At 63.9% G+C, this 23,011-nt stretch carries 21 protein-coding genes and 1 pseudogene; 11 read left to right on the forward strand and 11 right to left on the reverse strand.

Going from position 1 to position 23,011, the window contains the following annotated elements:
- Positions 1–13: 13 nt before the first annotated feature.
- A complete protein-coding gene (locus GGD61_RS33225) occupies positions 14–160 on the reverse strand; it encodes a hypothetical protein (RefSeq protein WP_014439243.1) in 147 nt (48 codons plus the stop codon).
- 195 nt (positions 161–355) lie between these two features.
- Here GGD61_RS33225 and GGD61_RS33230 point away from each other — a divergent pair, with 195 nt between their 5' ends.
- From GGD61_RS33230 to GGD61_RS33240, 3 genes are all read left to right on the forward strand, one after another.
- A complete protein-coding gene (locus GGD61_RS33230; RefSeq protein ID WP_018320572.1) occupies positions 356–979 on the forward strand; it encodes a shikimate kinase in 624 nt (207 codons plus the stop codon).
- Positions 976–2,118 carry a 3-dehydroquinate synthase gene (gene aroB, locus GGD61_RS33235; protein ID WP_183231903.1) on the forward strand — a complete coding sequence of 381 codons (1,143 nt, stop codon included), beginning with the start codon at positions 976–978 and terminating at the stop codon, positions 2,116–2,118. The genes GGD61_RS33230 and aroB overlap by 4 nt, the downstream gene beginning before the upstream one ends.
- Positions 2,119–2,185: 67 nt before the next feature.
- Complete coding sequence (locus GGD61_RS33240; protein ID WP_092261313.1) at positions 2,186–3,538, forward strand: hemolysin family protein; 1,353 nt, start codon at positions 2,186–2,188, stop codon at positions 3,536–3,538.
- 38 nt (positions 3,539–3,576) lie between these two features.
- Here GGD61_RS33240 and GGD61_RS33245 read toward each other — a convergent pair whose 3' ends face one another.
- Positions 3,577–3,846 carry a BolA family transcriptional regulator gene (locus tag GGD61_RS33245; protein WP_092261312.1) on the reverse strand — a complete coding sequence of 90 codons (270 nt, stop codon included), beginning with the start codon at positions 3,844–3,846 and terminating at the stop codon, positions 3,577–3,579.
- Positions 3,847–3,951: 105 nt separating this feature from the next.
- Between GGD61_RS33245 and GGD61_RS33250 the strand changes: the two genes are divergently transcribed.
- Positions 3,952–4,584: a J domain-containing protein gene (locus GGD61_RS33250; protein WP_018320576.1), complete on the forward strand. Its 633-nt coding sequence runs from the start codon at positions 3,952–3,954 to the stop codon at positions 4,582–4,584.
- A gap of 354 nt (positions 4,585–4,938) precedes the next feature.
- Here GGD61_RS33250 and GGD61_RS33255 read toward each other — a convergent pair whose 3' ends face one another.
- Entirely contained in the window at positions 4,939–6,033 is a 1,095-nt protein-coding gene (locus GGD61_RS33255; protein WP_092261311.1) for a citrate synthase/methylcitrate synthase, read from the reverse strand.
- Between the two features lie 81 nt (positions 6,034–6,114).
- Between GGD61_RS33255 and GGD61_RS33260 the strand changes: the two genes are divergently transcribed.
- The gene (locus GGD61_RS33260) at positions 6,115–7,332 is read left to right on the forward strand and encodes a citrate synthase family protein (protein WP_092261310.1); all 1,218 of its coding nucleotides are present in this window, start codon (positions 6,115–6,117) and stop codon (positions 7,330–7,332) included.
- A 159-nt stretch (positions 7,333–7,491) separates the two neighbouring features.
- On the opposite strand, the gene GGD61_RS33265 is transcribed toward GGD61_RS33260, so the two are convergent.
- Positions 7,492–8,145 carry a DedA family protein gene (locus GGD61_RS33265; protein ID WP_092261309.1) on the reverse strand — a complete coding sequence of 218 codons (654 nt, stop codon included), beginning with the start codon at positions 8,143–8,145 and terminating at the stop codon, positions 7,492–7,494.
- A 293-nt stretch (positions 8,146–8,438) separates the two neighbouring features.
- On the opposite strand from GGD61_RS33265, the gene cobS reads away from it, so the two are divergent.
- The 5 genes from cobS to GGD61_RS33290 all read left to right on the forward strand — a co-directional run bounded on the left by cobS (position 8,439) and on the right by GGD61_RS33290 (position 14,646).
- Positions 8,439–9,437 (forward strand): cobaltochelatase subunit CobS, encoded by a 999-nt coding sequence (gene cobS / locus GGD61_RS33270; RefSeq protein WP_092261308.1) that lies wholly within the window; start codon positions 8,439–8,441, stop codon positions 9,435–9,437.
- 138 nt (positions 9,438–9,575) lie between these two features.
- Positions 9,576–11,480, forward strand: a complete 1,905-nt coding sequence (gene cobT, locus GGD61_RS33275) for a cobaltochelatase subunit CobT (RefSeq protein WP_092261307.1) — start codon at positions 9,576–9,578, stop codon at positions 11,478–11,480.
- The gene (locus tag GGD61_RS33280) at positions 11,477–12,571 is read left to right on the forward strand and encodes an esterase-like activity of phytase family protein (protein WP_092261306.1); all 1,095 of its coding nucleotides are present in this window, start codon (positions 11,477–11,479) and stop codon (positions 12,569–12,571) included. Before cobT ends, GGD61_RS33280 begins: the two co-directional genes overlap by 4 nt.
- A gap of 222 nt (positions 12,572–12,793) precedes the next feature.
- Positions 12,794–13,906 (forward strand): NADH:flavin oxidoreductase/NADH oxidase, encoded by a 1,113-nt coding sequence (locus GGD61_RS33285; RefSeq protein WP_183231904.1) that lies wholly within the window; start codon positions 12,794–12,796, stop codon positions 13,904–13,906.
- Between the two features lie 332 nt (positions 13,907–14,238).
- A complete protein-coding gene (locus tag GGD61_RS33290; protein ID WP_018320584.1) occupies positions 14,239–14,646 on the forward strand; it encodes a hypothetical protein in 408 nt (135 codons plus the stop codon).
- A gap of 228 nt (positions 14,647–14,874) precedes the next feature.
- Here GGD61_RS33290 and GGD61_RS33295 read toward each other — a convergent pair whose 3' ends face one another.
- Complete coding sequence (locus GGD61_RS33295) at positions 14,875–15,120, reverse strand: PilZ domain-containing protein (RefSeq protein ID WP_026201681.1); 246 nt, start codon at positions 15,118–15,120, stop codon at positions 14,875–14,877.
- Between the two features lie 350 nt (positions 15,121–15,470).
- Positions 15,471–16,796, reverse strand: coding sequence for a DUF2235 domain-containing protein (locus GGD61_RS33300; RefSeq protein ID WP_183231905.1), 1,326 nt, complete (start codon positions 16,794–16,796; stop codon positions 15,471–15,473).
- A gap of 91 nt (positions 16,797–16,887) precedes the next feature.
- Between GGD61_RS33300 and GGD61_RS33305 the strand changes: the two genes are divergently transcribed.
- Positions 16,888–17,643, forward strand: a complete 756-nt coding sequence (locus GGD61_RS33305) for a hypothetical protein (protein ID WP_246786103.1) — start codon at positions 16,888–16,890, stop codon at positions 17,641–17,643.
- Positions 17,644–18,203: 560 nt separating this feature from the next.
- Here the strand turns inward: GGD61_RS33305 and ftsZ are convergent.
- The 5 genes and pseudogenes from ftsZ to GGD61_RS33325 all read right to left on the reverse strand — a co-directional run bounded on the left by ftsZ (position 18,204) and on the right by GGD61_RS33325 (position 22,843).
- Positions 18,204–19,460: a cell division protein FtsZ gene (gene ftsZ / locus GGD61_RS33310; protein WP_183231906.1), complete on the reverse strand. Its 1,257-nt coding sequence runs from the start codon at positions 19,458–19,460 to the stop codon at positions 18,204–18,206.
- A 146-nt stretch (positions 19,461–19,606) separates the two neighbouring features.
- Positions 19,607–20,104 carry a hypothetical protein gene (locus GGD61_RS33315; protein WP_246786104.1) on the reverse strand — a complete coding sequence of 166 codons (498 nt, stop codon included), beginning with the start codon at positions 20,102–20,104 and terminating at the stop codon, positions 19,607–19,609.
- Positions 20,105–20,258: 154 nt separating this feature from the next.
- Positions 20,259–20,380, reverse strand: a pseudogene (locus tag GGD61_RS41705) (phospholipase effector Tle1 domain-containing protein); the annotation flags it as partial.
- A 16-nt stretch (positions 20,381–20,396) separates the two neighbouring features.
- Entirely contained in the window at positions 20,397–21,413 is a 1,017-nt protein-coding gene (locus GGD61_RS33320) for a HEPN domain-containing protein (protein ID WP_183231908.1), read from the reverse strand.
- Positions 21,414–21,481: 68 nt separating this feature from the next.
- On the reverse strand, positions 21,482–22,843 hold the full coding sequence (locus GGD61_RS33325; RefSeq protein WP_183231909.1) for a DUF2326 domain-containing protein: 1,362 nt from the start codon (positions 22,841–22,843) through the stop codon (positions 21,482–21,484).
- Between the last annotated feature and the right edge of the window lie 168 nt (positions 22,844–23,011).

Genomic DNA, 23,011 nt, shown 5'->3' on the forward strand with positions numbered 1-23,011 from the left:
GGGAGGCTAGCTCCTATTTCTTGAGAAACTTGTCCGGCGGGATCGTCACCGTCATTTCCCGCGACTTGGGACTGACGAAATTGGCCAGTGCGAAGACCACGCCATAGACGATGCCGGCGATCACGGCGACGACCGTCAGGAAGCGGAACAGGCTGGGCATCGTTCTGGGGTCTCTGTCGGGGACTTGGTTAGGGTCTCGGCGGGCAAATTAACCAATGAAATCATCCAACATGTTCGCCGTTTCGTGGCAAGAGTCCACTGGCGAGGCCCCCTGCGGGGTCGTATAGGTGGCCAAAGCATGCCGCCTTTGGCGGCAGATCGAGCGAGATCCAGAGCGAGATCCAGAGCAATATCCATGTCCGACGCCGCGTTGCCGATACCAGCTTCGCCCGAAGCCGACATCCTGTCGGCGCTCGGGGCGCGCTCGATCGTGCTCGTCGGTATGATGGGGGTGGGCAAATCCACCATCGGCCGCCGCATGGCGAGCAGGCTCAAGCTGCCCTTCGTCGACGCCGACACCGAGATCGAGACCTCGGCCCAGATGAGCATCCCGGAGATCTTCGAGCGCCACGGCGAGCCGTATTTCCGCGACGGCGAGGCGCGGGTCATCGCGCGGCTGCTCGACAGCGGTCCGGTGGTGCTGGCGACCGGCGGCGGCGCCTTCATGCGCGAGGAGACCCGTGCGCGCATCGCGGCGAAGGCGGTTTCGATCTGGCTCAAGGCGGACCACGACGTCATCATGCGCCGGGTGCGGCGCCGTGCCGACCGCCCGCTGCTCCGGACCGCCGACCCCGAGGGAACCGTGACGCGCCTCCTCACCGAGCGCGAGCCGGTCTACAGCCATGCCGATCTCACCATCGCCTCGCGCGACGTGCCGCACGACAAGATCGTCGAGGAGACCATCGAGGCGCTGCGCGCGCATCTCTGTGGCGAGCAAGCCACCCAACCACCTGCCGACGTTGCGAGTGCAATACGATGACTGCGCCGTTGAAACATTCCGACCCTGTCAACGTCGAGGTCGCGCTGGGGAATCGCGCCTATGACATCGTCATCGGCCGCGGGGTGCTGTCCTCGCTCGGCGAACGGGTCGCCGCCTTGCGTCCTGGCGTGTGTACCGCGATCGTGACGGATCGCACGGTGGCCAAGCACTGGCTCGAGCCCACCGAGGCCTCGCTCGCCGCCAGCGGCATCCCGACCTCGCGCATCATTGTCGAGGAAGGCGAGATCTCCAAGACCTATGCCGGCCTCGAAAAGGTCAGCGAAGCCCTGATCGCCGCGAAGATCGAGCGCAACGACCTCGTCATCGCGCTCGGCGGCGGCGTGGTCGGCGATCTCGCCGGCTTTGCCGCGGCGATCCTGCGCCGCGGTGTCGATTTCGTGCAGGTGCCGACCTCGCTGCTGGCGCAGGTCGATTCCAGCGTCGGCGGCAAGACCGGCATCAACTCGCCGCAGGGCAAGAATTTGCTCGGCGCGTTCCACCAGCCGGTGCTGGTGGTCGCCGACACCGCCGTGCTCGATACGCTGTCGCCGCGGCAGTTCCGCGCCGGCTATGCCGAGGTCGCCAAATACGGCGTGCTCGGTGACGAGGCCTTCTTCACCTGGCTGGAGAAGAACCATTCCGACATCTTCAGGGGCGGCTCGGCGCGCGAGCACGCGATCGCGACCTCCTGCCGCGCCAAGGCGGGCGTCGTCTCGCGCGACGAGCGCGAGACCGGCGAGCGCGCTCTGCTCAATTTCGGCCACACCTTCGGCCACGCGCTGGAAGCTGCGACCGGCTTCTCCGACCGCCTGTTCCACGGCGAAGGCGTTGCCATCGGCATGACGCTGGCGGCGCAGTTCTCGGCCAAGCTCGGCATGATCGGCGAAGCCGATGCGTCGCGCGTCGAGCGGCATTTGATCGAAGCCGGCCTGCCGACGCGCCTGCAGGACATCGCGGGCTTTGCGCAGGAGGGGCTTGCCGATGCCGACGCGCTGATGGCCCTGATGGCGCAGGACAAGAAGGTCACGCGCGGCAAGCTCACCTTCATCCTGCTGGAGGCCGTCGGGCGCGCGGTGATCGCGAAGGATGTCGAGCCGGCCCCGGTGCGGGACTTCCTGAAGTCGAAATTATCGCAGTGATGGCGGCATCGTCTGGATCGGCCGCCCGCAATGAGGCGCGGATGATCAAGGCGGTCGCGAGGCAAACATGAGTTCGATCTCGATCAATCTGCTGCTTGCGGTTCTCCTGCTCGCCGCCAACGCGTTTTACGTGGCAGCCGAATTTGCGCTCGTGAAGAGCCGCGGCTTCCGCGTCAAGGCCATGGTGGAGCAGAACCGCTTCGGCGCGCGCCTGTTGCAGACCATGATGGGAAACATCGAATCCTATCTGGCCTGCTGCCAGCTCGGCATCACCATGGCCTCGCTCGGTCTTGGCTGGATCGGCGAGCCGACCGTGTCTGCGCTGCTGAGCCCGATCCTCCAGCCGCTCGGACTATCCGAGGCCACGCTGCACTTCACCTCGTTCGTGGCGGGGTTCCTGGTTTTCTCCTCCCTGCACATCATCATCGGCGAGCAGGTGCCGAAGACGCTTGCAATCAGGGAGCCGATGCCGGTGTCGCAGTGGATCGCCTATCCGCTTTATGCCTCCTACCTTGTGTTCTATCCGCTGAGCTGGTGTCTCAACACGGCCTCGAGCGCGATCCTGCGTCTGATCGGCGTCCAGGAGTTTTCGCAGCACGAGATCCTGACGGATTCCGAGATCGAGGGCCTGGTCGAGGAATCCGCGGTGCACGGCAAGATCGAGAGCGGCGAGGCCGAATACATTCACAACGTCTTCCGCCTCGGCGAGCTCACCGTGTCCGACGTGATGGTTCACCGCACCGCCATGGTGATGATCAATGCCGACCTGCCGCCGGAAGAACTGGTGCGGGAGGTGCTGGCCACCGAATACACCCGCATTCCGCTGTGGCGCGACAAGTCGGAGAACATCATCGGCATCCTGCACGCGAAGGATCTGTTGCGGGCCATCCGCGTCTCGGAAGGTGATACCTCGCGCATCGACGTCACCACCATCATGCTGCCGCCCTGGTTCGTGCCGGAAATGCGGCCAATATCCCAGCAGCTCAAGGCGTTCCGTCGCCGCAAGACCCATTTCGCGCTCGTCGTCGACGAGTATGGCGAGGTTGAAGGCCTCGTGACGCTGGAAGACATTCTGGAGGAGATCGTCGGCGACATCTCCGACGAGCACGACGTGGTGGTCGCCGGCGTAAGGCGCCAGCCCGACGGCTCCGTCGTGGTCGACGGCTCGGTGCCGATCCGCGATCTCAACCGTGCGCTGGACTGGCATCTGCCCGACGAAGAGGCAACGACGGTGGCCGGCCTCGTCATTCACGAGGCGCGCTCGATCCCCGACCGCGGCCAGAGCTTTACGTTCCACGGCTTCCGCTTCCGCGTCCTGCGCCGCGAGCGCAACCGCATCACCGCGCTCCGTATTTCACCGGTAGCGCGCGAGGCGGAGCTGGAAGAAGCCAAGCCGAGACGGGCCGGGACGTCGTTCTGAATTTCTTACCCTCCCCTGGAGGGGGAGGGTAAGCGAAGTCAGCTTTCCCCCGGCGCCTTTGCCTGGATTGCCAGCGCGTGCACGCTGCCGGAGAGTTCCGCGGCCAGCGCCGAATTTATCATGCGGTGGCGCTCGACCCGGCTCTTCCCTTTGAAGCCATCAGATACAATATAAACACGGAAGTGCGTCTCACCGCCGGGCCGATGGCCGGCATGGCCTTCGTGCAAATGTGACTCGTCGACAACTTGCAGGCTTTCCGGCGTGAAAGCTTCCTGCAACTTGTTGCTGATAGTGTCGCGCATAGCCATGTTGTGCCATTCGGGTGCAGAGATCACACCCGTTATTTGCCGGGTTTGCAGCGAATTGCAATGTCAAGACTTGAAGGTTTTTGCATTGCGTAGTCAAAGTCAGCCATGCCGATCGATTCATCAAAGTTCTTCGACTCCATCCGCGTCAAGCCGCGGGGCAAGCAGCCGGAAGTGAAGCCGCGCGACACCGCGGTCGGTTGCGAATGGGCCGGATGCCAGAACAAGGGCGCGCATCGCGCGCCGAAGGGCCGTGAGAACCAGCGTGAGTACTGGCACTTCTGCCTGAACCACGTGCGCGAGTACAACCAGAACTACAATTTCTTCTCCGGCATGAACGCCGATGCCGTCGCGCGCTATCAGAAGGATGCGCTGACCGGTCACCGCCCGACCTGGAAGATGGGCGCCAATGGCGGCAAGAAGGGTGCGGAAGCCGAGATCGACATGGCGGCCGACCCGTTCAGCATGTTCAGCGAGATCAACGGCCGCGCGGGCTGGCGGAAGGGCCCGGATGCTCAGCCCAAGGCCGAGACGCGCAAGGTGATGAACGCCGAGCGCAAGGCGCTCCAGGTCATGGGCCTCGGCCCCGATTCCACGCTCGCCGACGTCAAGACCAAGTACAAGGCGCTGGTCAAGCAGCACCACCCCGACGCCAATGGCGGCGACCGCTCGACGGAAGATCGCCTGATCGAGATCATCAAGGCCTATAATTATCTGAAGACGGTGGTGCGCGAGGCGTAGGGCCTTTGCGCGCGCTGTGTAGGTGCCAGGCACCCCGGCGCCACCCCCTCGGCGTCGTCCCTGCGAACGCAGGGATCCATAACCCCAGGGCAACATTTGGCGAAGACTCGTCGTGACGAAGTCTTCGCGCAGTATTTCCACCCGCTTCTTGTCGATAAATCACGCGGTATGGGTTCCTGCGTTCGCAGGGACGACAGCGGAGTGTTTTGCTCCGCCTCTTGCGCTAGTCTCGTAGGGTGGGCAAAGCGGCGGAAGCGTGCCCACGCATTTTGTGTGATCGAGAGAGATGGTGGGCACGGCGCAAGTGCGCCTTTGCCCACCCTACGATTTCGGGGCTCGCGGAGACATCCGCTCTCAAACTTCCGGCATCGCCCCCACATACGACGAGCTCGGCCTTATCAACCGTCCCGTCCGCTGCTGCTCGCGGGCATGCGCGGTCCAGCCTGCGGCGCGCGCGACTGCGAAGATCGGCGTGAACGCCTGCCGCGGGATCGCCAGCGCATCGAGCAGGATCGCGGTGAAGAATTCGACATTGGTCTCCAGCGGCCGTTCCGGATTCTTCTTGCGCAAGGCGGCGCGGATGTAGGCCTCGACCTCGCCGGCGAAGGGCAAATCGGTGCCGTTGGACGCCAGCGCCTCGACTGCGGTCTTGAGCACATCGGCGCGCGGATCGCGTACGCGGTAGACGCGGTGGCCGAAGCCCATCATCCGCTCGCCGCGGGCCAGCGCCGCATCCACCCAGGGCTGGATGCGCTCGCGCGAGCCGATCGCGTCCAGCATTTCCAGCACCGGCTCAGGCGCGCCGCCATGCAGCGGGCCGGTGAGGGCGCAATAGCCCGCGGTCACCGCGGCAAACAGATCGGCCTGCGTCGAAGCCACCACGCGCGCGGTGAAGGTCGAGGCGTTCATGCCGTGGTCGCTGGCGGTGACGAGATAGGCATCAAGCGCGGTGACTTCGCGTGCGGCCGGCGCGCGCCCATGCAACATCCGAAGCGTATCGGCAGCATGGCTGACATTGGGATCCGGCGCGACCGGCTCGAGCCCCTTGGCGCGCCGGACCAGCGCGCCTGCGATCACCGGAAACGCGCCGACGATCGTCGCCTCGTGCTCCAGCCCGTTCTCCGCGCGGAGCCCCGCGACCGCCGCGCGAAACCCGTCGACAACGCCCATGCCGCGCGTTGCCGGCAGCAGGTCCGGCAGCCGCGCGAAGGCGCGCTCGCGCGCAAGGCCGAGGCTCGCCCGCACATTGGCTTCGGTGAGGGTGGTCTTGCTGGCGCCGTTCCAGAGCCGGGCGGTGACGCCCTCAAAGCTCGAGAGAGCGGCGAGGCGGCCGACATGCTCGCCGGCGATGATCAGCTCGCCACGCTCGCCGTCGACATGGCTCAGCACGGTCTCGGCCGCGGGAACGCCGTCCAGCCCGATCTGGCTTTTGGTGAGGTGGATGTTCATGGCCCAAATCTCCCTTTGCGTTGCACCAGGGAAAATTCGGTCCTCTCGACAGATTGATCAATCTTGATTACATAAATCAATATGAAAAATTCCGAGGGGCTTTACCTCTCCGCCCGGGAAGCCGCCGCCGAGCTCGCGATCTCGCCGGCCACGCTCTACGCCTATGTCAGCCGCGGCCTGATCCGCTCCGAGCCGACGCCGGATTCGCGCAAAAATCGCTACCGTGCCGAGGACGTCCGCGCGTTGAAGGAGCGCCGGGTGCCGTCGCCGGAGCCGCGCGGCCTGCGCAGCTTCGACGCCGACCTGCCGGTGATGGACACGGAGATCTCCACCATCACCGAAGAGGGGGCGATCTATCGCGGCGTCAATTGCGTCGATCTCGCCGAGAACGACACGCTGGAGCACACGGCGACGCTGCTCTGGGATGTCTCCGAGGTCGATCCATTCGCCCCGGACAATCAGCCCGCGCTCTCCGAAGAAATGCGCACGATCGGGCAAGCCGCACGCCGGGCCGCGCCGATCGACCGCGCCATCGCCGTGCTCGCGCTGGCGGCGAGCGTCGATCCCCGTGCCTTCACCCGCGCGCCCGACGGCCGCGCCATGGTCGGTGGCCGCATCGTCCGGCTGCTGGTCGCGACCATGCTCAATGCCGAACCCTCGGCCGAGCCGCTGCATCAGCAGATCGCAACAGCCTGGGCGGCGGATAACAAGCACGCGCCCGATCTGATTCGCCGCGCGCTGGTGCTGCTGGCCGATCACGAGCTGAACGCCTCGACCTTCACCGCGCGCTGCGCCGCCTCGACCGGCCTCAATCTCTACGATGCCGTGATCGCCGGTCTCGCCGCATTGAAGGGGCCCAAACATGGCGGCGCGAGCGTGCTGGCTTCGCAGCTCGTCAAGACCCTGATCGATCGCGACGTCGCCCCGATGGTGCGTGAGCGCGTCGCGCTCGGCGAACGTTTTGCCGGCTTTGGCCATGGCGTCTACAAGCGCGGCGATCCCCGCGCGCAATCGCTGCTGAACGCGCTCTCCCGCGCCGGCGCGCCGCGAAAATTCACGCGCGAGGTGCCGGAGCGGATCGCGGAGGCGACCGGCGAATTCGTCAATATCGACTATGCCCTCGCGGTGCTGGTGCACGCGCTGCGCCTTCCCACCGGCAGCGAGCTCGCTCTGTTCGCCATGGCCCGCAGCGTCGGCTGGATCGCGCACGCCAGCGAGCAGTTGCAGTTCGGGAAATTGATCAGGCCAAGGGCGAGGTATGTGGGACCGGCGCCGGGGCGAAGGGTGGGGGTTAGTTAGAATATCTCTCTGCTGTCGTCCCTACGAACGCAGGGACCCATAACCCCAGGGAGCAGTTTGGCGACGACTGTTCGTTCGGTACTCCCGCCGGTCCCAATCGATAGATCACGCGGTATGGGTCCCTGCGTTCGCAGGGACGACACCTGTGTGTGGTGCGGCCTACGCCCGCGGCTTGGCCGTCGCGACGCCATTCCGCCGCCGATAGATCCACACGCCAACGCCGCCAACGATCGCCACCCCAACCACCGTCAACACCCAGATATGCTTGCCGACATGCCCATGGTGATGCAGTCCGGCATATTCGTGCAGGGCCGATACCGCCAGCACGCCCGGCAGCACATGGGCGGGAGCCCAGACCAGGATCGCCGGGATGTTCACGGCGTAGAACTTTGCCGGCGCCATGCCGAGCGCGCCGGCGGTCACAGGCACGAAGGCGCGGATCGGCGGCACGAAGCGGGCGAAGAACACCGCCCAGGTGCCGAAACGATGGAAGAAGCTTTCGCTCTCCGCGACCACGCGCGGATAGTTGGTCAGCGGCCAGGTGTTGAGGATCTCGCGCTGCTGCCGGTGCCCGATCCAGTAGGCCGAGCCGTCGCCCAGCACGGCGCCCGTGGCGGCGGCAAGCAGCACCCATGGCAGCTTCAGCTCACCGCCCGGAACCAGGGCGCTCAGCGCCAGGATGATAGTCGAGCCGGGGATCACCGACCCCACCACCGGGACCGCTTCGAGCAGGGCCGCCAGGAATAGGGTCAGATAGGCCAGCCACGGATGGGCGGAAACGAAGGATATGAGGGGATCAAGGAAGGACGTCACGTCGTCTCTTGAGGGGCTGGAGCTCGGAGCTTTGGACCCTACATAAGTAACCGCATACGGCCAAAGTGCCATTCGCACGGAACGGGCGTGACGCGCCCGAATTTGGGCGTGATTCGCAAGGCAGCCCTCCAAAATCTGCGCTCCTTGCCTATCTAAATGAAAAGACAACGGAACTTTGATTGGTGGCCGGGCTTCTGCCGGCACGTTGTCTCTGATAGGTTGATTTTCAGCACCCAGCCGCAGCCAACGTGCGAATAACCGGTTTCGGGACCGCCCGGGACCTCGGAGGATTGATGACGACCGCCGCTCTGTCCAAAGTTGAGGAAGTTTCCGGTCAGCCCGACATGAAGGTGTCGGTGCGGCAGGTGTTCGGGATCGACAGCGATCTCGAAGTCCCCGCCTATTCCGAAGTCGATCCTCACGTGCCCGAAGTCGATTCCGACTACCGCTTCGACCGCGCCACCACGCTCGCCATTCTCGCCGGCTTCGCCCGCAACCGCCGCGTGATGGTGACCGGCTATCACGGCACCGGCAAATCCACCCATATCGAGCAGGTCGCGGCCCGCCTGAACTGGCCCTGCGTCCGCGTCAACCTCGACAGCCACATCAGCCGTATCGACCTCGTCGGCAAGGACTCGATCGTGGTCCGCGACGGCAAGCAGGTCACCGAATTCCGCGACGGCATCCTGCCCTGGGCGCTGCAGAACAACGTCGCGCTGGTGTTCGACGAATACGACGCCGGCCGCCCCGACGTGATGTTCGTGATCCAGCGCGTGCTCGAAGTCTCCGGACGCCTGACGCTGCTCGACCAGAACAAGGTGATCAAGCCGCATCCGGCCTTCCGTCTGTTCGCGACCGCCAACACCGTCGGCCTCGGCGACACCTCGGGCCTCTATCACGGCACCCAGCAGATCAACCAGGGCCAGATGGACCGCTGGTCGATCGTCACCACGCTGAACTATCTCAGCCATGACGAGGAAGTGGAGATCGTGCTGGCCAAGGCCAAGCACTATCGCACCCAGGAAGGCCGCGACATCGTCAACAAGATGGTGCGCCTGGCCGATCTCACCCGCAACGCCTTCGCCAACGGCGATCTGTCGACGGTGATGAGCCCGCGCACGGTGATCACCTGGGCTGAGAACGCCGACATCTTCGGCGATATCGGCTTCGCCTTCCGCGTCACCTTCCTCAACAAGTGCGACGAGCTCGAGCGTCCCCTGGTCGCCGAGTTCTACCAGCGCTGCTTCAACGCGGAGCTGCCGGAATCGGCGGTCAACGTGGCACTGAGCTGATTTCTCTCGGTGTGTCGTCCCGGCGAACGCCGGGACTCACCGCGTGATGTCTCGATTGAAGCGCGCTGATAGTTTCCCTGACTGACTACCGCCGGTGGCTATGGGTCCCGCTTTCGCGGGGACGACGGTGAGATCGAGATGAGCACCACCTCCAACTCCAAATTCCGTAACACCAAGGAAGCGCCGACCGAGCCGTTCAAGCGCTCGGTCGCGTCCTGTCTCAAGGCGATCGCCAAGACGCCGGAGCTCGACGTCTCCTTCGCGGCCGAGCGGCCGGGCCTTGCGCCCGGCAAGGCGCGGCTGCCCGAGCCCGCGCGCAAAATGACCAAGCGTGATGCGGCGATCGTGCGCGGTCACGCCGATTCCATCGCGCTCAAGATCGCCTGTCACGATGCAAAACTGCATCGCAAGCTGATGCCCGGCAATCCGCAGGCGCGCGGCGTGTTCGAGGCGGTGGAGCAGGCGCGGGTGGAGGCGATCGGCGCGCGCCGCATGGCGGGCGTTGCGAAGAATCTCACCGCGATGCTCGACGACCATTTCCACCGCGGCAAGTTCGACGAAATCACCGACCGTGCCGACGCGCCGCTGGCGGACGCGCTGGCGATGCTGGTGCGCGAGCGCCTGACCGGCATGGCGCCGCCGACCGCGGCGAAGAAGATGGTCGATCTCTGGCGTCCCATTCTCGAAGACAAGATCGGCAAGCGGCTCGACCGGCTCGATACCCTGGTCGAGGACCAGACCCGGTTCGGCGACGCCGTGCACGATCTCCTGACGGCGCTCGATATCGGCGACGAGCGCAACGCCGACAGCGAGGACGATGACGAGAACGACGAGAACCAGGACGGCGACAACGACCAGTCCGGCGCCGAGGGCTCGCCCGATTCCGACGCTGCGCAGGAGATGAGTGCCGACCAGGCGCAGGCGTCGAGCGAGGAGATGAGCGAGAGCGCGATGGAAAGCGCGCAGGCCTCGACCTCCGACACCTTCGACGACGGCGAGCTCGGCGACGACGAGACCCCGGGCGAGGCGACGCGTCCGAACCAGCACGGCAAGAACGAACCGCGCGGGCCGGAATACCATGCCTTCGCGCCCAAGTTCGACGAGATCATCGCGGCCGAGGACCTCTGCGACCATGACGAGCTGGAGCGCCTGCGCGCCTATCTCGACAAGCAGCTCGCGCATCTGCAGGGCATCGTCGCCCGCCTCGCCAACCGCCTGCAGCGCCGCCTGATGGCGCAGCAGAACCGCGCCTGGGAGTTCGATCTCGAAGAGGGTATTCTGGACCCCGCACGCCTGTCGCGCGTCGTCACCGATCCCTATCATCCGCTGTCCTTCATGCACGAGAAGGAGGCGACGTTCCGCGACACCGTGGTGACGCTGCTGCTCGACAATTCCGGCTCGATGCGCGGACGACCCATTACGGTCGCGGCGACCTGCGCCGACATTCTCGCGCGCACGCTGGAGCGTTGCGGCGTCAAGGTCGAGATTTTGGGCTTCACCACGCGCGCCTGGAAGGGTGGGCAATCACGCGAAGCGTGGCTGGCCGCCGGCAAGCCGGCCAATCCCGGCCGCCTCAACGATCTCCGCCACATCATCTACAAGTCCGCCGACGCCCCCTGGCGTCGTGCGCGAAAGAACCTCGGCCTGATGATGCGCGAGGGCCTGCTGAAAGAGAACATCGACGGCGAGGCGCTGGACTGGGCGCACAAGCGCCTCCTCGGCCGGCCCGAGCAGCGCAAGATCCTGATGATGATCTCGGACGGTGCGCCGGTCGACGATTCCACGCTGTCGGTCAATCCCGGCAACTATCTCGAGCGGCACCTGCGCCACATCATCGAGGAGATCGAGACCCGCTCGCCGGTCGAGCTGATCGCGATCGGCATCGGCCATGACGTGACCCGCTACTACCGCCGCGCGGTGACGATCGTGGATGCCGAGGAGCTCGGCGGCGCCATCACCGAGAAGCTCGCCGAACTCTTCAGCGAGACCAACACCGCACCCACCCAGCCGGCCGGTCGCCCGCGACGCAAATTGCATTCGTGAGCACGCACCCATCCCGCCGCAGCTTCCTCAGGCACGCTGCGGCGGGATTCTCCACTCTCGCACTCTCCCGCTCCGCGCTGGCGCAAGGGGTGGCCGAGCCGCCGCCGCGTCCGCTTCAGGTCGAGAACGCTGTCGTCGAGCCCGTCACCGTCGAGGTCAACGCGCGCGTCATTCCCAATTTCGAGCCGCGTGACCGCACGCGGACGCGCTTCGGCTCGCTGGAATATCGCAGCGGCCTCGTGCTGACCTCGCGCTATCGCGGCTTTGGCGGCCTGTCCGGCATCCGGCTCGACGCCAAGGGCGAAGGCTTCCTCGCGGTGTCCGACCAGGGCGGCTGGTTCACGGGTCGCATCCGCTACGCCGGTGGCAAGATGGTCGGCCTCGACGACGTCGAGGCCGCGCCGCTGCTCGGCGCCGAAGGGCGGCCGATCACGGAAAAGCGGCTGTGGTGGGATTCGGAATCGATCGCGCGCGACGGCAATTTCGTCTATGTCGGGCTCGAGCGCGTCAACCAGATCCTGCGCTACGATTTTGCCAAGGGCGGCACGCGCGCGCGCGGCGAGGTGGTGCCGGTGCCGGCTGGAATCCGCAAGCTGCCCTCCAACAAGGGGCTGGAGGCGCTGGTCGTCGTGCCCAAAGAAAAGGACAAGGGCAAAGACCAGAACCTGCCGCTGGCGGGCACCCTGATCGCCTTCTCCGAGCGCGGGCTGGATGCCGACGGCAACCTCACAGCCTTCCTGATCGGCGGGCCCTCGCCCGGCCAGTTCAGCGTGCGCCGTACCGAGAAATACGACATCAGCGATGCCGTGCTGCTGGCTAGCGGCGAGCTTCTGATCCTCGAGCGCAAATTCTCCTGGTTCACCGGCGTCAACATCCGCATCCGCTCGATCCCTCTGAAATCCATCACGCCCGGCGCGCTGGTCGACGGCCCCGCGCTGTTCGCCGCCGATCTCGGCCACGAGATCGACAACATGGAAGGCATCGACGCCCACGTCACGGCTGACGGCGAGACCGTGCTGACGCTGATCTCCGACGATAATTTCTCGATGCTGCAGCGGACCCTGCTGCTGCAATTCACGCTGGCGGAGTAGTTCTCCGCCGTCGTCCCGGGGCGCGCCCAATCTCCACTGTCGTCCCGGATCTGCGCTGACGCTTGTCCGGCACGACGGCAGAATGTGTGGCGCGGTCTCGCGTCAAGCCGCGGTCGCAATGCGTGCCGCCACTACCCGCCATTCCCCGCGCGCAACTGGCAATCCGCCGCCCGCCCACTACACTCTCTCAACTGCCCCTCTCATTCCCCGGAACTCCCCCGCATGAGCGTCCTGTTTTCCCCGATCAAGCTGCGCGGCCTGACGTTGAAGAACCGCATCGTGGTGTCGCCGATGTGCCAATACTCGGCCGACGACGGCGTCGCCAATGACTGGCACTTCACCCACATCAACAATCTCAGCCTGTCGGGCGCGGCGATGTTCTGCATCGAGGCGACCCATGTCGAGGCGATCGGCCGCATCACGCCGGGCTGTCTCGGACTCTACAGCGATGCCGCCGAAGCCGCGCTGAAACAGGTGCTCACTTCGGTGCGCAAGCATTCCTCCACCGCGATCGCGATGCAGCTCGCCCATGCGGGCCGCAAGGCCAGTAGCGCGCGGCCCTGGGACGGCGGCCAACTAATCCCGGCGGAGCAGGGCGGCTGGCAGACGGTGGCCCCATCGGCGCTGCCGCACAAGGAGGGCGAGGCCGCCCCGCTGGCGCTGGATGCAGCGGGCCTCAAGCGCATCCGCGAGGCCTTCGTCGACAGCGCCAAGCGCGCGGAGCGCATCGGCATCGACGCCATCGAGCTGCACGGCGCGCACGGCTATCTCCTGCATCAGTTCCTGTCGCCGATCTCCAACAAGCGCACCGACGAATATGGCGGGTCTTTGCAGAACCGCATGCGCTTCCCGCTCGAAATTTACGATGCCGTGCGCGCGGTGTTTCCGCACGACAAGCCGGTCGGCATGCGGGTGTCGTCGACCGATTGGGTCGAGGGCGGCTGGGATCTGGCGCAGACGATCGAGTTTGCCAATGCGCTGAAGGCGCGCGGCGTCGACTGGATCGATGCCTCCTCCGGCGGCGTCTCGCCGCTGCAGAAGATCCCGCTCGGCCCCGGCTACCAGGTGCAGTTTGCGGAGGCCATCAAGCGCGAGACCGGATTGCCGACCATCGCCGTCGGCCTGATCACCGAGGGCAAGCAGGCCGAAGAGATCGTCGCATCCGGCAAGGCCGACATGATCGCGCTCGCCCGCGGCATGCTCTACGATCCGCGCTGGGCCTGGCACGCCGCCGCCGATGTCGGCGGCGAGGTCGAGGCCCCGCCGCAATACTGGCGCTCGCAACCCTCGACGCAGAAGGCGCTGTTCGGCAAGACCACGTTCGGGGCGCGGTGAAGGCGCGCTGGTGTGGCGCGACGACCACCATTGTCGTCCCTGCCTAGTGCGCAATTGCGCACGGGCGCAGGGACCCATACCGCGTGATCTCGCGATGATCCGCGGTGTGCGTTGACAACTTAACTAAGAGTCTTCGTCAAACCACGTCCTGTGGTTATGGGTCCCTGCTCCCGTGCGCAATTGCGCACTAGGCAGGGACGACAGCGGAATGTGAAGCGCGCCTTTCGCGTTTCTCACGCACCAGCCCTCCCGCATCCGTAAATCCCCCCAGCTTCCACCCCCCGCAAAACTGGCCTAACCTTGCGTGACCCAACTCCTCGCGGAGGCCTGCCATGCGGTTTCGTGTTCGCAATACGGCTCATGTGTTCGAGCGTGTCGGGCTTGCGATGGCCGGCGCGGCGTGCGGGCTGTTCGTCGGCGCTTATGTCGGATCGGCGATATCAGCGCTCACCACGCAGGGCTTTCTGCTGGTGATGATGGTGCTGGGCTTCGTCGGCTTCTATCTCGGCATCGACACGCCGCAATTGCCGTTCGACGAGGCGCATAGCGAGATCGACGCCGCCGAATTCCTCAGCGCCGCCGGCACGCTCTGCGCCACGCTCACCGCGCTCGCCTCCGTCGCCGTCATCGTGCTCCGCCTCGACCCGCATCTGGTCTGGACCTGGCTCGCTCTGCTGGGCTGGATCGCCGGCGTCGCCATGCAGATCGTCGGCGGCGCCAAAGCGAGGATGCGGAAGTAGCGGGGGAATTGTTGGAGAACAATCGTGCTCCGGGCTCGCTACAACCTCTCCCGCTTGCGGGGGAGGTCGGCGCGTTCCGGGCGATGCGAAGCATCGTCCCGCGCGCCGGGTGGGGGCTCTCTCCGCTGGGGGAATCCCTCTGCGGAGACACCCTCTCCCCAGCCCTCCCCCGCAAGCGGGGGAGGGAGCGCACCTCCAGCGCAGCGGCGCTTGTGACTCCAGCGTCCCTCAGAACACCACGCCCACGCGCGTGCCGCGCTTCCAGGCGATGCGGCAGCGCTTCTTGGTGTTGACGTGCAGCAGCTCAAAGCGGTCGGGGATGTTCACCTGGCCACCGAGATCGACGCAGGCGCCGCCGGGCGAATAGTCGATCAGCGTGCAGTTGATCACGGGCGCGCGCGGGTCGGTGATGATCTTGGCCTGGCGCGACACCAGCCCGGCAGGTTTCACGCGGGCATATTTACGCGGATACATTGGCACTCTCCTCCAATTCCGCAGGTTCTCGCGGCGGGTTCGGAGCCAATGATGGAACGCAGATGATGCGATCCAGCTAAGGCGGGCGGAAGAATTTTAATGAAAAGTAGCGGCGAAGGAAGAAAGCGGCGGTAGCGGGGTGGGGTGTCACCTCAAACTCCGCCGTCGTCCCTGCGAAAGCAGGGACCCATACCGCGTGATCCATCGGTTGCGCGCGGTAGCAGTCCCGAACAACGAGTCTTCGCCAAAACCCTCCCTGTGGTTATGGGTCCCTGCTTTCGCAGGGACGACGGCTGAGCGTGATGCGCGCACCTGCCTCCACACCCATCATTATGAGCGCGCCGCTCTCCTCACACGCCCGCCGTCTCCAGCTCCGCATGCTGCGGCCCCACCGGCATCGGCACCGTCACATAGTCCTTCGGCAGATTCACCGGCCGGTAATCCGGCTCCACCGCCATCCGCTTCAACACGCTCTCATGCACATGCGCGCCTTCGGGGATGGGGCGCGGCTCGCAATCGGGGATGTAGAAGCCGAAATAAACCTTCCGCTCCGGCCACTCCTTGTACTTCGCGCTCTTCGGCAAGAACTCCAGCAGCCGCCAGCCCGCCGTCATCGAATCGTGCAGCATGCCGGTCTTCCCGGTGTAGGCCGGCTCGACATACTGGAACGGTGAGTTCTTGCGCTGGATGCCCCAGGCGAGCTGCTTGATGGTCGCCGGGTTGAAGTTCAGCCCCGCCTTCTCCGCCTCCGCGATCATCCAGATCAGCGGATATTTGGAATCCCCGCTCTCGGCTTCCGGATAGCCGCCGCCGACGTCGCTGTGCACGCCGGCGAACCACACCTGCAGGATGTCCTGCGGCACCTTCTTTTCATCAGGAACGTAGCGGTTGCTCCAGAACTCCTGCGGCTCTTCGTATTTTTTCAGGCGGAACATGCAGCGCCGCTCGTCGATCGCGATCGCCTGCCGGAAGATCTTGACGCTGGGGTTGCGCAGCGTGAAGGCGAGCTCCTCCAGGCTCGGCCAGAACAGCCGGTCGGCGCGCGGCACGATCACGCTCGCCACGGTGTCCCACACGCCGATGAAGTGGATGGTCGGCCAACGCGTCGAGGTGATGCGCGCGAACTGCGCGGCGAGATCGAACGCGTCCTTCGGCAGCGGCCCCTGGTCGTCGAAGGCGACGTTCCTGAGGTCTTCGATGTCGTTGCCGCGCCCGGTGCCGGAATATTGCTTGTAGGCGACGAGGCCCGAGCCGGCGAGGTTCGCCTGCTCCGGCCTGATCAGCCCGACCTTGTGGATCAGCCCCGCCAGCACGCGCACCGTGTAGGCCCCGCGCGAAAAGCCGAACAGATAGATCTTGTCGCCCGGCGCGTAATGCTCGACCAGGAAGCAATAGGCGCTGAGCACATTGTCATCGAGCCCGTAGCCGGTGGCGAGCCCCAGCACCAGGTTGATATTGGCCTTGAGCCGGTGCCACGTCGTCGGCTCCGTCACCGTGCCGACCCCGGGATCGTAAAACACCATCTGCCGCGGCTGCGTCTTCTCGGTCTTGCGCAGGCAGCGATACAGCTTCAGGACGTTGGAGATGTTCTCCGAAATCTCGTTGCCGGTGCCGTCGCAGCAGATGACGAGGTTTTTGGGGGTGGGGACGGGTGCGGGGTCGCGCGCGTGGTCCATGGGATACGCCTCGGGGGGATGCTACCGGGGCGAGTATAGCGGAAAGGGGTGGCAGCGAGGAGACGAAGGCGGCGCCGCGGCATGCAGCCCCATGGCCACATCGTCTGTTGACATTAACCTCTTGTTAACCATGCGGTTGCCTAATGTTGACGATGGGGGGATCACCATGTCGGCCCATGTGACGCGACCGAGGTTGATGCCTGTTTCGGCCGATCCGGCCATCCGGTCGGTGGCGAGGCTGGCGGTTCGCGCCAAGGCCGTCCTACAGGGCAAAGCGCCTGTCCTACGGAGCAAAGCCATGTTCGGAAAGGACGACTTAGTGGACAATCTCAGCCGCGATCTCGATCGCGCGCGCGGACGACGCGATGCGCTCGCATCCGAAGCCACGACCCTGACGGCCCAGATCGCCGAAATCGAAGCCCGCCTCATCGAAGAGAAGAAAAGGCGGGAGCGTGAGCGCGTCCTGAGCGAGATCGAAATGATCAAGACGCGAGTCAAGCAAGCCGCGGGCGCGTTTGCGCCCGTCGTCGACGGTCTCTCCAGCGCGATCGAATCGGCTGCGGCCGTCGTGCCCGAGGCGCGCGAGCTCAACAGTTTCCTCGTGTCGGTGGCGACCGAGATCGACAGCGTGCTCGATCCGCTCTTGCGCGAACTGGATCAGCGTGCGGATGCGGTGCGATCCGGACAGGCCGCGCTGGACTTGCCGAGTTCGGCCGTTGAAGCGCCGCCCGTCGAGCTGCCGAAAGACACCAACGAACGCCTGCTTCGCTTTCCGGCCTGGCTGTCGCGCGACAAGGAGTCGGACAAGCAGGAAACCGCGGAGAGCCCGCGCAGCACGGCAGCGTGAATGATCTGCGCGCTCTAAGCGCGCGGACCCGGAGCAGAATGGCTTTTGGTTGGATCGAGCGGGCCGCGGGCTCGCTCAACCTCTCCCGCTTGCGGGCAGGGCTATCGCTTATGGCGTGCACGATGCGGCGGCATTGGCAGTCGGCTCCCTCTCCCGCTTGCGGGGGAGGGCTGGGGTGGGGGCTGTCTCCGCATTGGGATTGTTGAGAATTGCGGCGAATGTCCCCGAGCGGTGAGAACCCTCACCCGCCGCGCTCGGGACGATGCTTCGCATCGCCCGGGGCGCGTCGGCCTCTCCCGCAAGCGGGAGAGGCGGAGCAAGCCCACGGTCCTCGTGAAATTCATATGCGATAGCCCTGCGCTTGCGGGGAGGTCGGCGCGAAGCGCCGGGTGGGGGCTCTTTCCACATCGGGAGTGTCCCATTGCGGAAACACCCTCTCCCCAACCCTCTCCCGCAAGCGGGAGCTACCGCGTGCGTGGCTAGAACAAGGCTAATCTCAGCGCGTTGTCGCGTAGCAGCGATTGAGTTCCGGCATTGGCAACCGCGGCTCTCGCCACCACTCAGTTGGCGGCGCGGCGCAGGAAGGCCGGGATATCGAGAACGGCCTCGTCGGGCGCATTGCGGGCAGGCGCGCGGCCATAAGGATCGAGCGGCTGAAGCGCCGGCTGCCGCGCACCGTCCAGACCCGGCCGTGCCGGTGGCCCCACCGGGTGGTGCGGCTGCGGGCGGAGCGGCGGGCTGCCCGCTTGCGGAATTGGTGCGCTACGCTCGATGCGATCGGCGATGCGGCGGCTGTCGTTGCGCAGCCTGCCGGCGAGTTGTGTGAGGGCGGTTTCCACCGGCAGCGCCTGCGCCGGGTCGAGATTATCGATACCGGTCGCCACCACCGAGACGCGGACGATGCCCTCTAGGCTTTCGTCAAAGGACGCGCCGACGATGATGTTGGCGTCCGGGTCGGCCTCGTCGCGAATGCGGCTCGCCGCTTCGTCGACCTCGTACAGCATGAGATCCTTGCCGCCGGTAATGGAGATGATGAGGCCACTGGCGCGCTTGATCGAGGGGTTCTCGATCAACGGATTGGAGATCGCGGCGACGGCGGCGGCGAGCACGCGCTTCTCGCCGGAGGCCTCGCCCCGTCCCATCATGGCCTTGCCCTTCTCCTTCATGACGGAGAGGACGTCGGCGAAATCGAGATTGATCAGGCCTTCCTTGACGATGAGGTCGCTGATGCAGGCCACGCCCGAATAAAGCACCTGGTCGGCAAGGGCGAAGGCATCGGCGAATGTGGTCTTGTCGCTGGCCACCCGGAACAGGTTCTGGTTCGGGATGATCAAGAGGGTGTCGACCGTCTTCAGCAGCTCCTCGATGCCGGCCTCGGCAAAGCGCATGCGGCGCTGGCCCTCGAAGTAGAACGGCTTGGTGACCACGCCGATCGTGAGAATGCCGAGCTCGCGCGCGGTCCTGGCGACGACGGGTGCAGCTCCGGTGCCGGTGCCGCCGCCCATGCCTGAAGTCACGAACACCATATGCGCGCCGGTCAACTGATTGCGGATCGCATCGATGGCCTCCTCGGCTGCGGCGCGGCCCAGTTCCGGCTGCGAGCCGGCACCGAGGCCTGCGGTGACATGTGTGCCGAGCTGGATGAGGTGCTTCGCCTTCGACATGGCCAGCGCCTGCGCGTCGGTGTTGGCGACCACGAACTCGACCCCTTGCAGCCCGGCCGTGATCATGTTGTTGACGGCATTGCCGCCTGCGCCGCCGACACCGAACACGACGATGCGGGCCTTCATTTCATGAATATCGATATTGCCAGCCATTTTTCCCTCGCGATTGGTCCGGCAAGCCGGGGATGGAGAAGTCTTCGAGTGCTACCTGCAAGCATGATCCGGAAGAGTGCGAAGCGGTTTTCCGAAAAGATCATGCTCGAACAAAAACTAGAGCGCGATGACGATTCATCCCAATCTCATCGCGCTCTAGCCGCGCGGTCTGCTTTGACGATGGCGGCGGCCAGATGTCCCAATCGACGCGCGGCGTGTCCCGCGATCGAGCCGCCCCGGCGATCGCTCCGCAGCGCCGTCACTTCGTCTTCCAGTCGCGACGCCCACGAATTGGCTGCCATGGTCTCGGCGGTCGCCTGCTGCAGCTCGACGGCGAGGCGATCGGCGCGCTCCCGCTCGCGCTCGAACACGGCCCTGTAGGCGGTTGCGACGTCTTCGAGCCGCGCGATCTCCGCCTTGAAGGCCTCGGTCGTGACCGCCTCGATCCTTGCCATGGAGGCGGCGATGGGGTCTGCCCGGCGGGCACGTCGCGGGCGGGGCGTGTACCGGAGCTCGGCGAGATCAACGCTCACCAGGGCCTTGCCGTCATCCGAACGCGAGCGCGGCAGAAGGCGTCGTCGCGCCAGCGACCGCGCCGCCTCGCGCGAGATATTGAGGCGGGCACTGAGATCGGCATACGTCAACAACGCAACGCACATCGGCGCTTCTCCTGGAGCGAACCGGGAAGGCATTTCGAGCTAATGATGGCTGGACGATTACAGCAGGCTAGGGTGCGTTGGTTAATGAACGGTTAACGGGCGCGGAGGGTGTTTACGAGTGCCCGCCACCGAGCCGACTCCCGGGATCGCAGAACACCATCTGCCGCGGCTGCGTCCTGTCGGTCTTGCGCAGGCAGCGATAGAGCTTCAGGACGTGGAGATGTCCTCGGAGATCTCGTTGCCGGTGCCGTCACAGCAGATGACGAGGTTTTTGGGGCTACCGGGGCGCCTCTCCTAGGATTTCAGCGATCTGTTCAGATATTGGATGCTGCGAGAGCATATACTTCTGTTTTGATCCTATTTCTCGAAGCAGCCTCTGATATTCAGGAGCTAAATCCAAGAACTGGCTAATGGTCCACTCGCTCCGTTCAGAGATGAATACCGACGTCTGAAAGTCACATCTTGCCCAAATATATTCGGAGAAAGCTGCCCTGAATCTCTCTAGACTCGTGTGTTGGCGTTCGTCGCACAGGGACTTTATCCAAGCGAATAGCTGATCTATCTCTTCCTCAATTCTCGTTGCAGCGGCAGCCAGATTCTCGTCTTCTTTAATGGCGGCGAAGCGAGGGTTCATCCCGATCTCCTCGTATTGCCTGTCTAGCTGCTCCATTAAAGAGATCGCGTCTTCTGCACATTTAAGCAATTCGCTGCTGGATAGATCGGTGTCCTTTTGTGGCAACACATCTGTTTCGTGTACAAATCGATTACGTGCTTCGAAAACACGCTCGAGCCGTTCAAGTCTTTGCGCGTACTCCTTATCAAGTTCGGGCGAGCCGCCTGTAATAAACACTTTCACGAAATCCCACGGGAAGTCGTGCTGCTTACCGCTAAAGCTACTGAGCAGATGGCCAGCCCGCTCCCGGTAAGTAGAAAAAGTTGACACCTTGATATTCGCCGCAACGACATACGCCAGATCAAATGTGCGAGTAGTCGTCGATATGAGTGTGTCTATGTCGACTTGTAGATCCTTGAATAATTCTCTTAGCGCTTCTGGATGGTCATCATACCCCTCAGCTGCGGCGGCATAAAGATACTTGATATGACTTTCAAGGCAGCTGCATATTCCGACAGTTAAATATCCTCGGTACGACGGAGGTGTGGCCTCGTATTCCCGCGTGAGTGCCAATAGTCGATCAATCGCTGCTGCCGCAGCATCGTGATAGCTTGCCCCGGTTCTCCGGTTTGCGAGCTCTGAGATCTTGTTCAGTGGAATTGATCGTCGGACAGATTTCATTGATCGCGCGTAAGTTTCTAATCGGAAAGTGGGACTAGCGGTTCGCACAAATCAGAACGGAAAGCGGATTAGAACGGTGCCATCTTAAACAGTCTACCACTGTCCCCTTGGTCATTGAGAGTAAGTACAACTTCTTCGGGTGAGAATCGGATTTGTTCTTGCGTTTCAGGATTGCGCGGGAGATCGGCGTCTATGATAGAGAAAATATACTGAATCCGCCTTTCGGCGACGATCTCGTGAATTAGGTCAAGCAAGCGCAGCTTAACTCTGTTGTCGAGTCCCTCGAATATCCCGTCGTGATACACGAAATGATAAAATGGGGTTCTGTCCAATGCGCGAAGGACGGAAAGATCGAAGAGTGCGCAGAGCAGTCGATGGTACGAATGCCCTTGGTCTTGGCTAGTGTCTGTACCGACAACATCCTTGGTTCGTATCTCAAACTCAAGATTGCCGTTGCTGTTGCCGCTGACGATGAATTCGCCATTTATTCCAAGAATGAGTTTCACAAAGCGATTGAAGTAACGGGTTACGGCAGTTTGCACCGGGCTGCCCCGTTCCAGGCTTCGTTCGATCGCAGACGTCGCGATATCCTTGCGTCCACGTAGGTCGCGGAGTGATCGCTCGATGTCGGCTACCGCATCCACGCGGGCCAGTTGGGTCTCCAGGAAGGTTAGGCGCGCTCGACGTTGAGATTGTTCGGCCTGCAGGGCCTTGTATTTGCGAAACGTATCAGCCTGCTGCACGATCGACATTAGCCGCTGACGCTCATCGCTCTTTTTTCGATGTTCTTCGGATAGCGTGTCGCGCCTAGCCTTCAGTTCTTGTATGCGCTTCCGCAGGGCGCGATTTCGCTCTGTGGTCAGCTTTTGATTGAATTCGATCAACTCCTCATAGTTGCGGACGAGTGCGTCGGGCAGAACAATGAGCGCTTCAGAATAGATTTGCTGAATGCGTCGCATATCGAACTTGATCCCCGATTTGATCGAGCGCTCAAGTTGGGCAATGTCTACGTCAAGGTCGTATAGCTCTTCGCCGATCTCGGTAATGCTCGCTTCTACGTCGTCCACAACGCGCTTGTTGATCTGGAGTTCGACCTCGTGAAAGTCGAAGCCGTCCAATTTGCCATCAATCTCCGAAATTTCATCTCGGGCAATCTCAATTCGCGTAGATAGTTCGCCGCGATCTTGATCCTTGGGATCAATCTCGGCTAGCCGCTTGTCCCGCTCTGCTGTGAGTTCGCCAATCTGATCCTCTACGGAGTACTTCAGGGATACGGCTTCGTGGTCCAAGCCTAGGATTGCAGCCAAGTACGGCTTCCACGCTCGATCTTGGCCGCGCATGAATTTCTGAATCTGAAAATATTCACTGTAGTCTGCTTGCGTGCGCAGGAAGTATGAAACGCCTGTTCGATAGTCCCAGGGGGTGACCATCTTCAGATTGAGGTACGCATCGAACGCCTGTCGCGCCGCAGTCAGATTTATCTTCCAGTGGTCCCAATCTTCACTAGGGTCTGTTTGGATTCATCTTGAGTTTATCACGGCGGCGGTCAGGTTGATCATTGCTTCGAAGCTCAGATCGGTTTTGTCGGCGCGCATTGC

Source organism: Bradyrhizobium sp. SBR1B (genome assembly GCF_014198205.1).
Taxonomy (GTDB): domain Bacteria; phylum Pseudomonadota; class Alphaproteobacteria; order Rhizobiales; family Xanthobacteraceae; genus Bradyrhizobium.

Coding starts and splice junctions, on each gene's coding strand:
- GGD61_RS33245 (WP_092261312.1), bottom strand. CDS start 3,846: ATGGCTATGCGCGACACTATCAGCAACAAGTTGCAGGAAGCTTTCACG.
- cobT (WP_092261307.1), top strand. CDS start 9,576: ATGAGCACCACCTCCAACTCCAAATTCCGTAACACCAAGGAAGCGCCG.
- GGD61_RS33305 (WP_246786103.1), top strand. CDS start 16,888: ATGGCCACATCGTCTGTTGACATTAACCTCTTGTTAACCATGCGGTTG.
- GGD61_RS33320 (WP_183231908.1), bottom strand. CDS start 21,413: ATGAAATCTGTCCGACGATCAATTCCACTGAACAAGATCTCAGAGCTC.
- GGD61_RS33230 (WP_018320572.1), top strand. CDS start 356: ATGTCCGACGCCGCGTTGCCGATACCAGCTTCGCCCGAAGCCGACATC.
- GGD61_RS33285 (WP_183231904.1), top strand. CDS start 12,794: ATGAGCGTCCTGTTTTCCCCGATCAAGCTGCGCGGCCTGACGTTGAAG.
- GGD61_RS33260 (WP_092261310.1), top strand. CDS start 6,115: ATGAAAAATTCCGAGGGGCTTTACCTCTCCGCCCGGGAAGCCGCCGCC.
- GGD61_RS33290 (WP_018320584.1), top strand. CDS start 14,239: ATGCGGTTTCGTGTTCGCAATACGGCTCATGTGTTCGAGCGTGTCGGG.
- GGD61_RS33240 (WP_092261313.1), top strand. CDS start 2,186: ATGAGTTCGATCTCGATCAATCTGCTGCTTGCGGTTCTCCTGCTCGCC.
- GGD61_RS33300 (WP_183231905.1), bottom strand. CDS start 16,796: ATGGACCACGCGCGCGACCCCGCACCCGTCCCCACCCCCAAAAACCTC.
- ftsZ (WP_183231906.1), bottom strand. CDS start 19,460: ATGGCTGGCAATATCGATATTCATGAAATGAAGGCCCGCATCGTCGTG.
- GGD61_RS33255 (WP_092261311.1), bottom strand. CDS start 6,033: ATGAACATCCACCTCACCAAAAGCCAGATCGGGCTGGACGGCGTTCCC.
- GGD61_RS33225 (WP_014439243.1), bottom strand. CDS start 160: ATGCCCAGCCTGTTCCGCTTCCTGACGGTCGTCGCCGTGATCGCCGGC.
- cobS (WP_092261308.1), top strand. CDS start 8,439: ATGACGACCGCCGCTCTGTCCAAAGTTGAGGAAGTTTCCGGTCAGCCC.
- GGD61_RS33295 (WP_026201681.1), bottom strand. CDS start 15,120: ATGTATCCGCGTAAATATGCCCGCGTGAAACCTGCCGGGCTGGTGTCG.
- aroB (WP_183231903.1), top strand. CDS start 976: ATGACTGCGCCGTTGAAACATTCCGACCCTGTCAACGTCGAGGTCGCG.
- GGD61_RS33250 (WP_018320576.1), top strand. CDS start 3,952: ATGCCGATCGATTCATCAAAGTTCTTCGACTCCATCCGCGTCAAGCCG.
- GGD61_RS33325 (WP_183231909.1), bottom strand. CDS start 22,843: ATGGTCACCCCCTGGGACTATCGAACAGGCGTTTCATACTTCCTGCGC.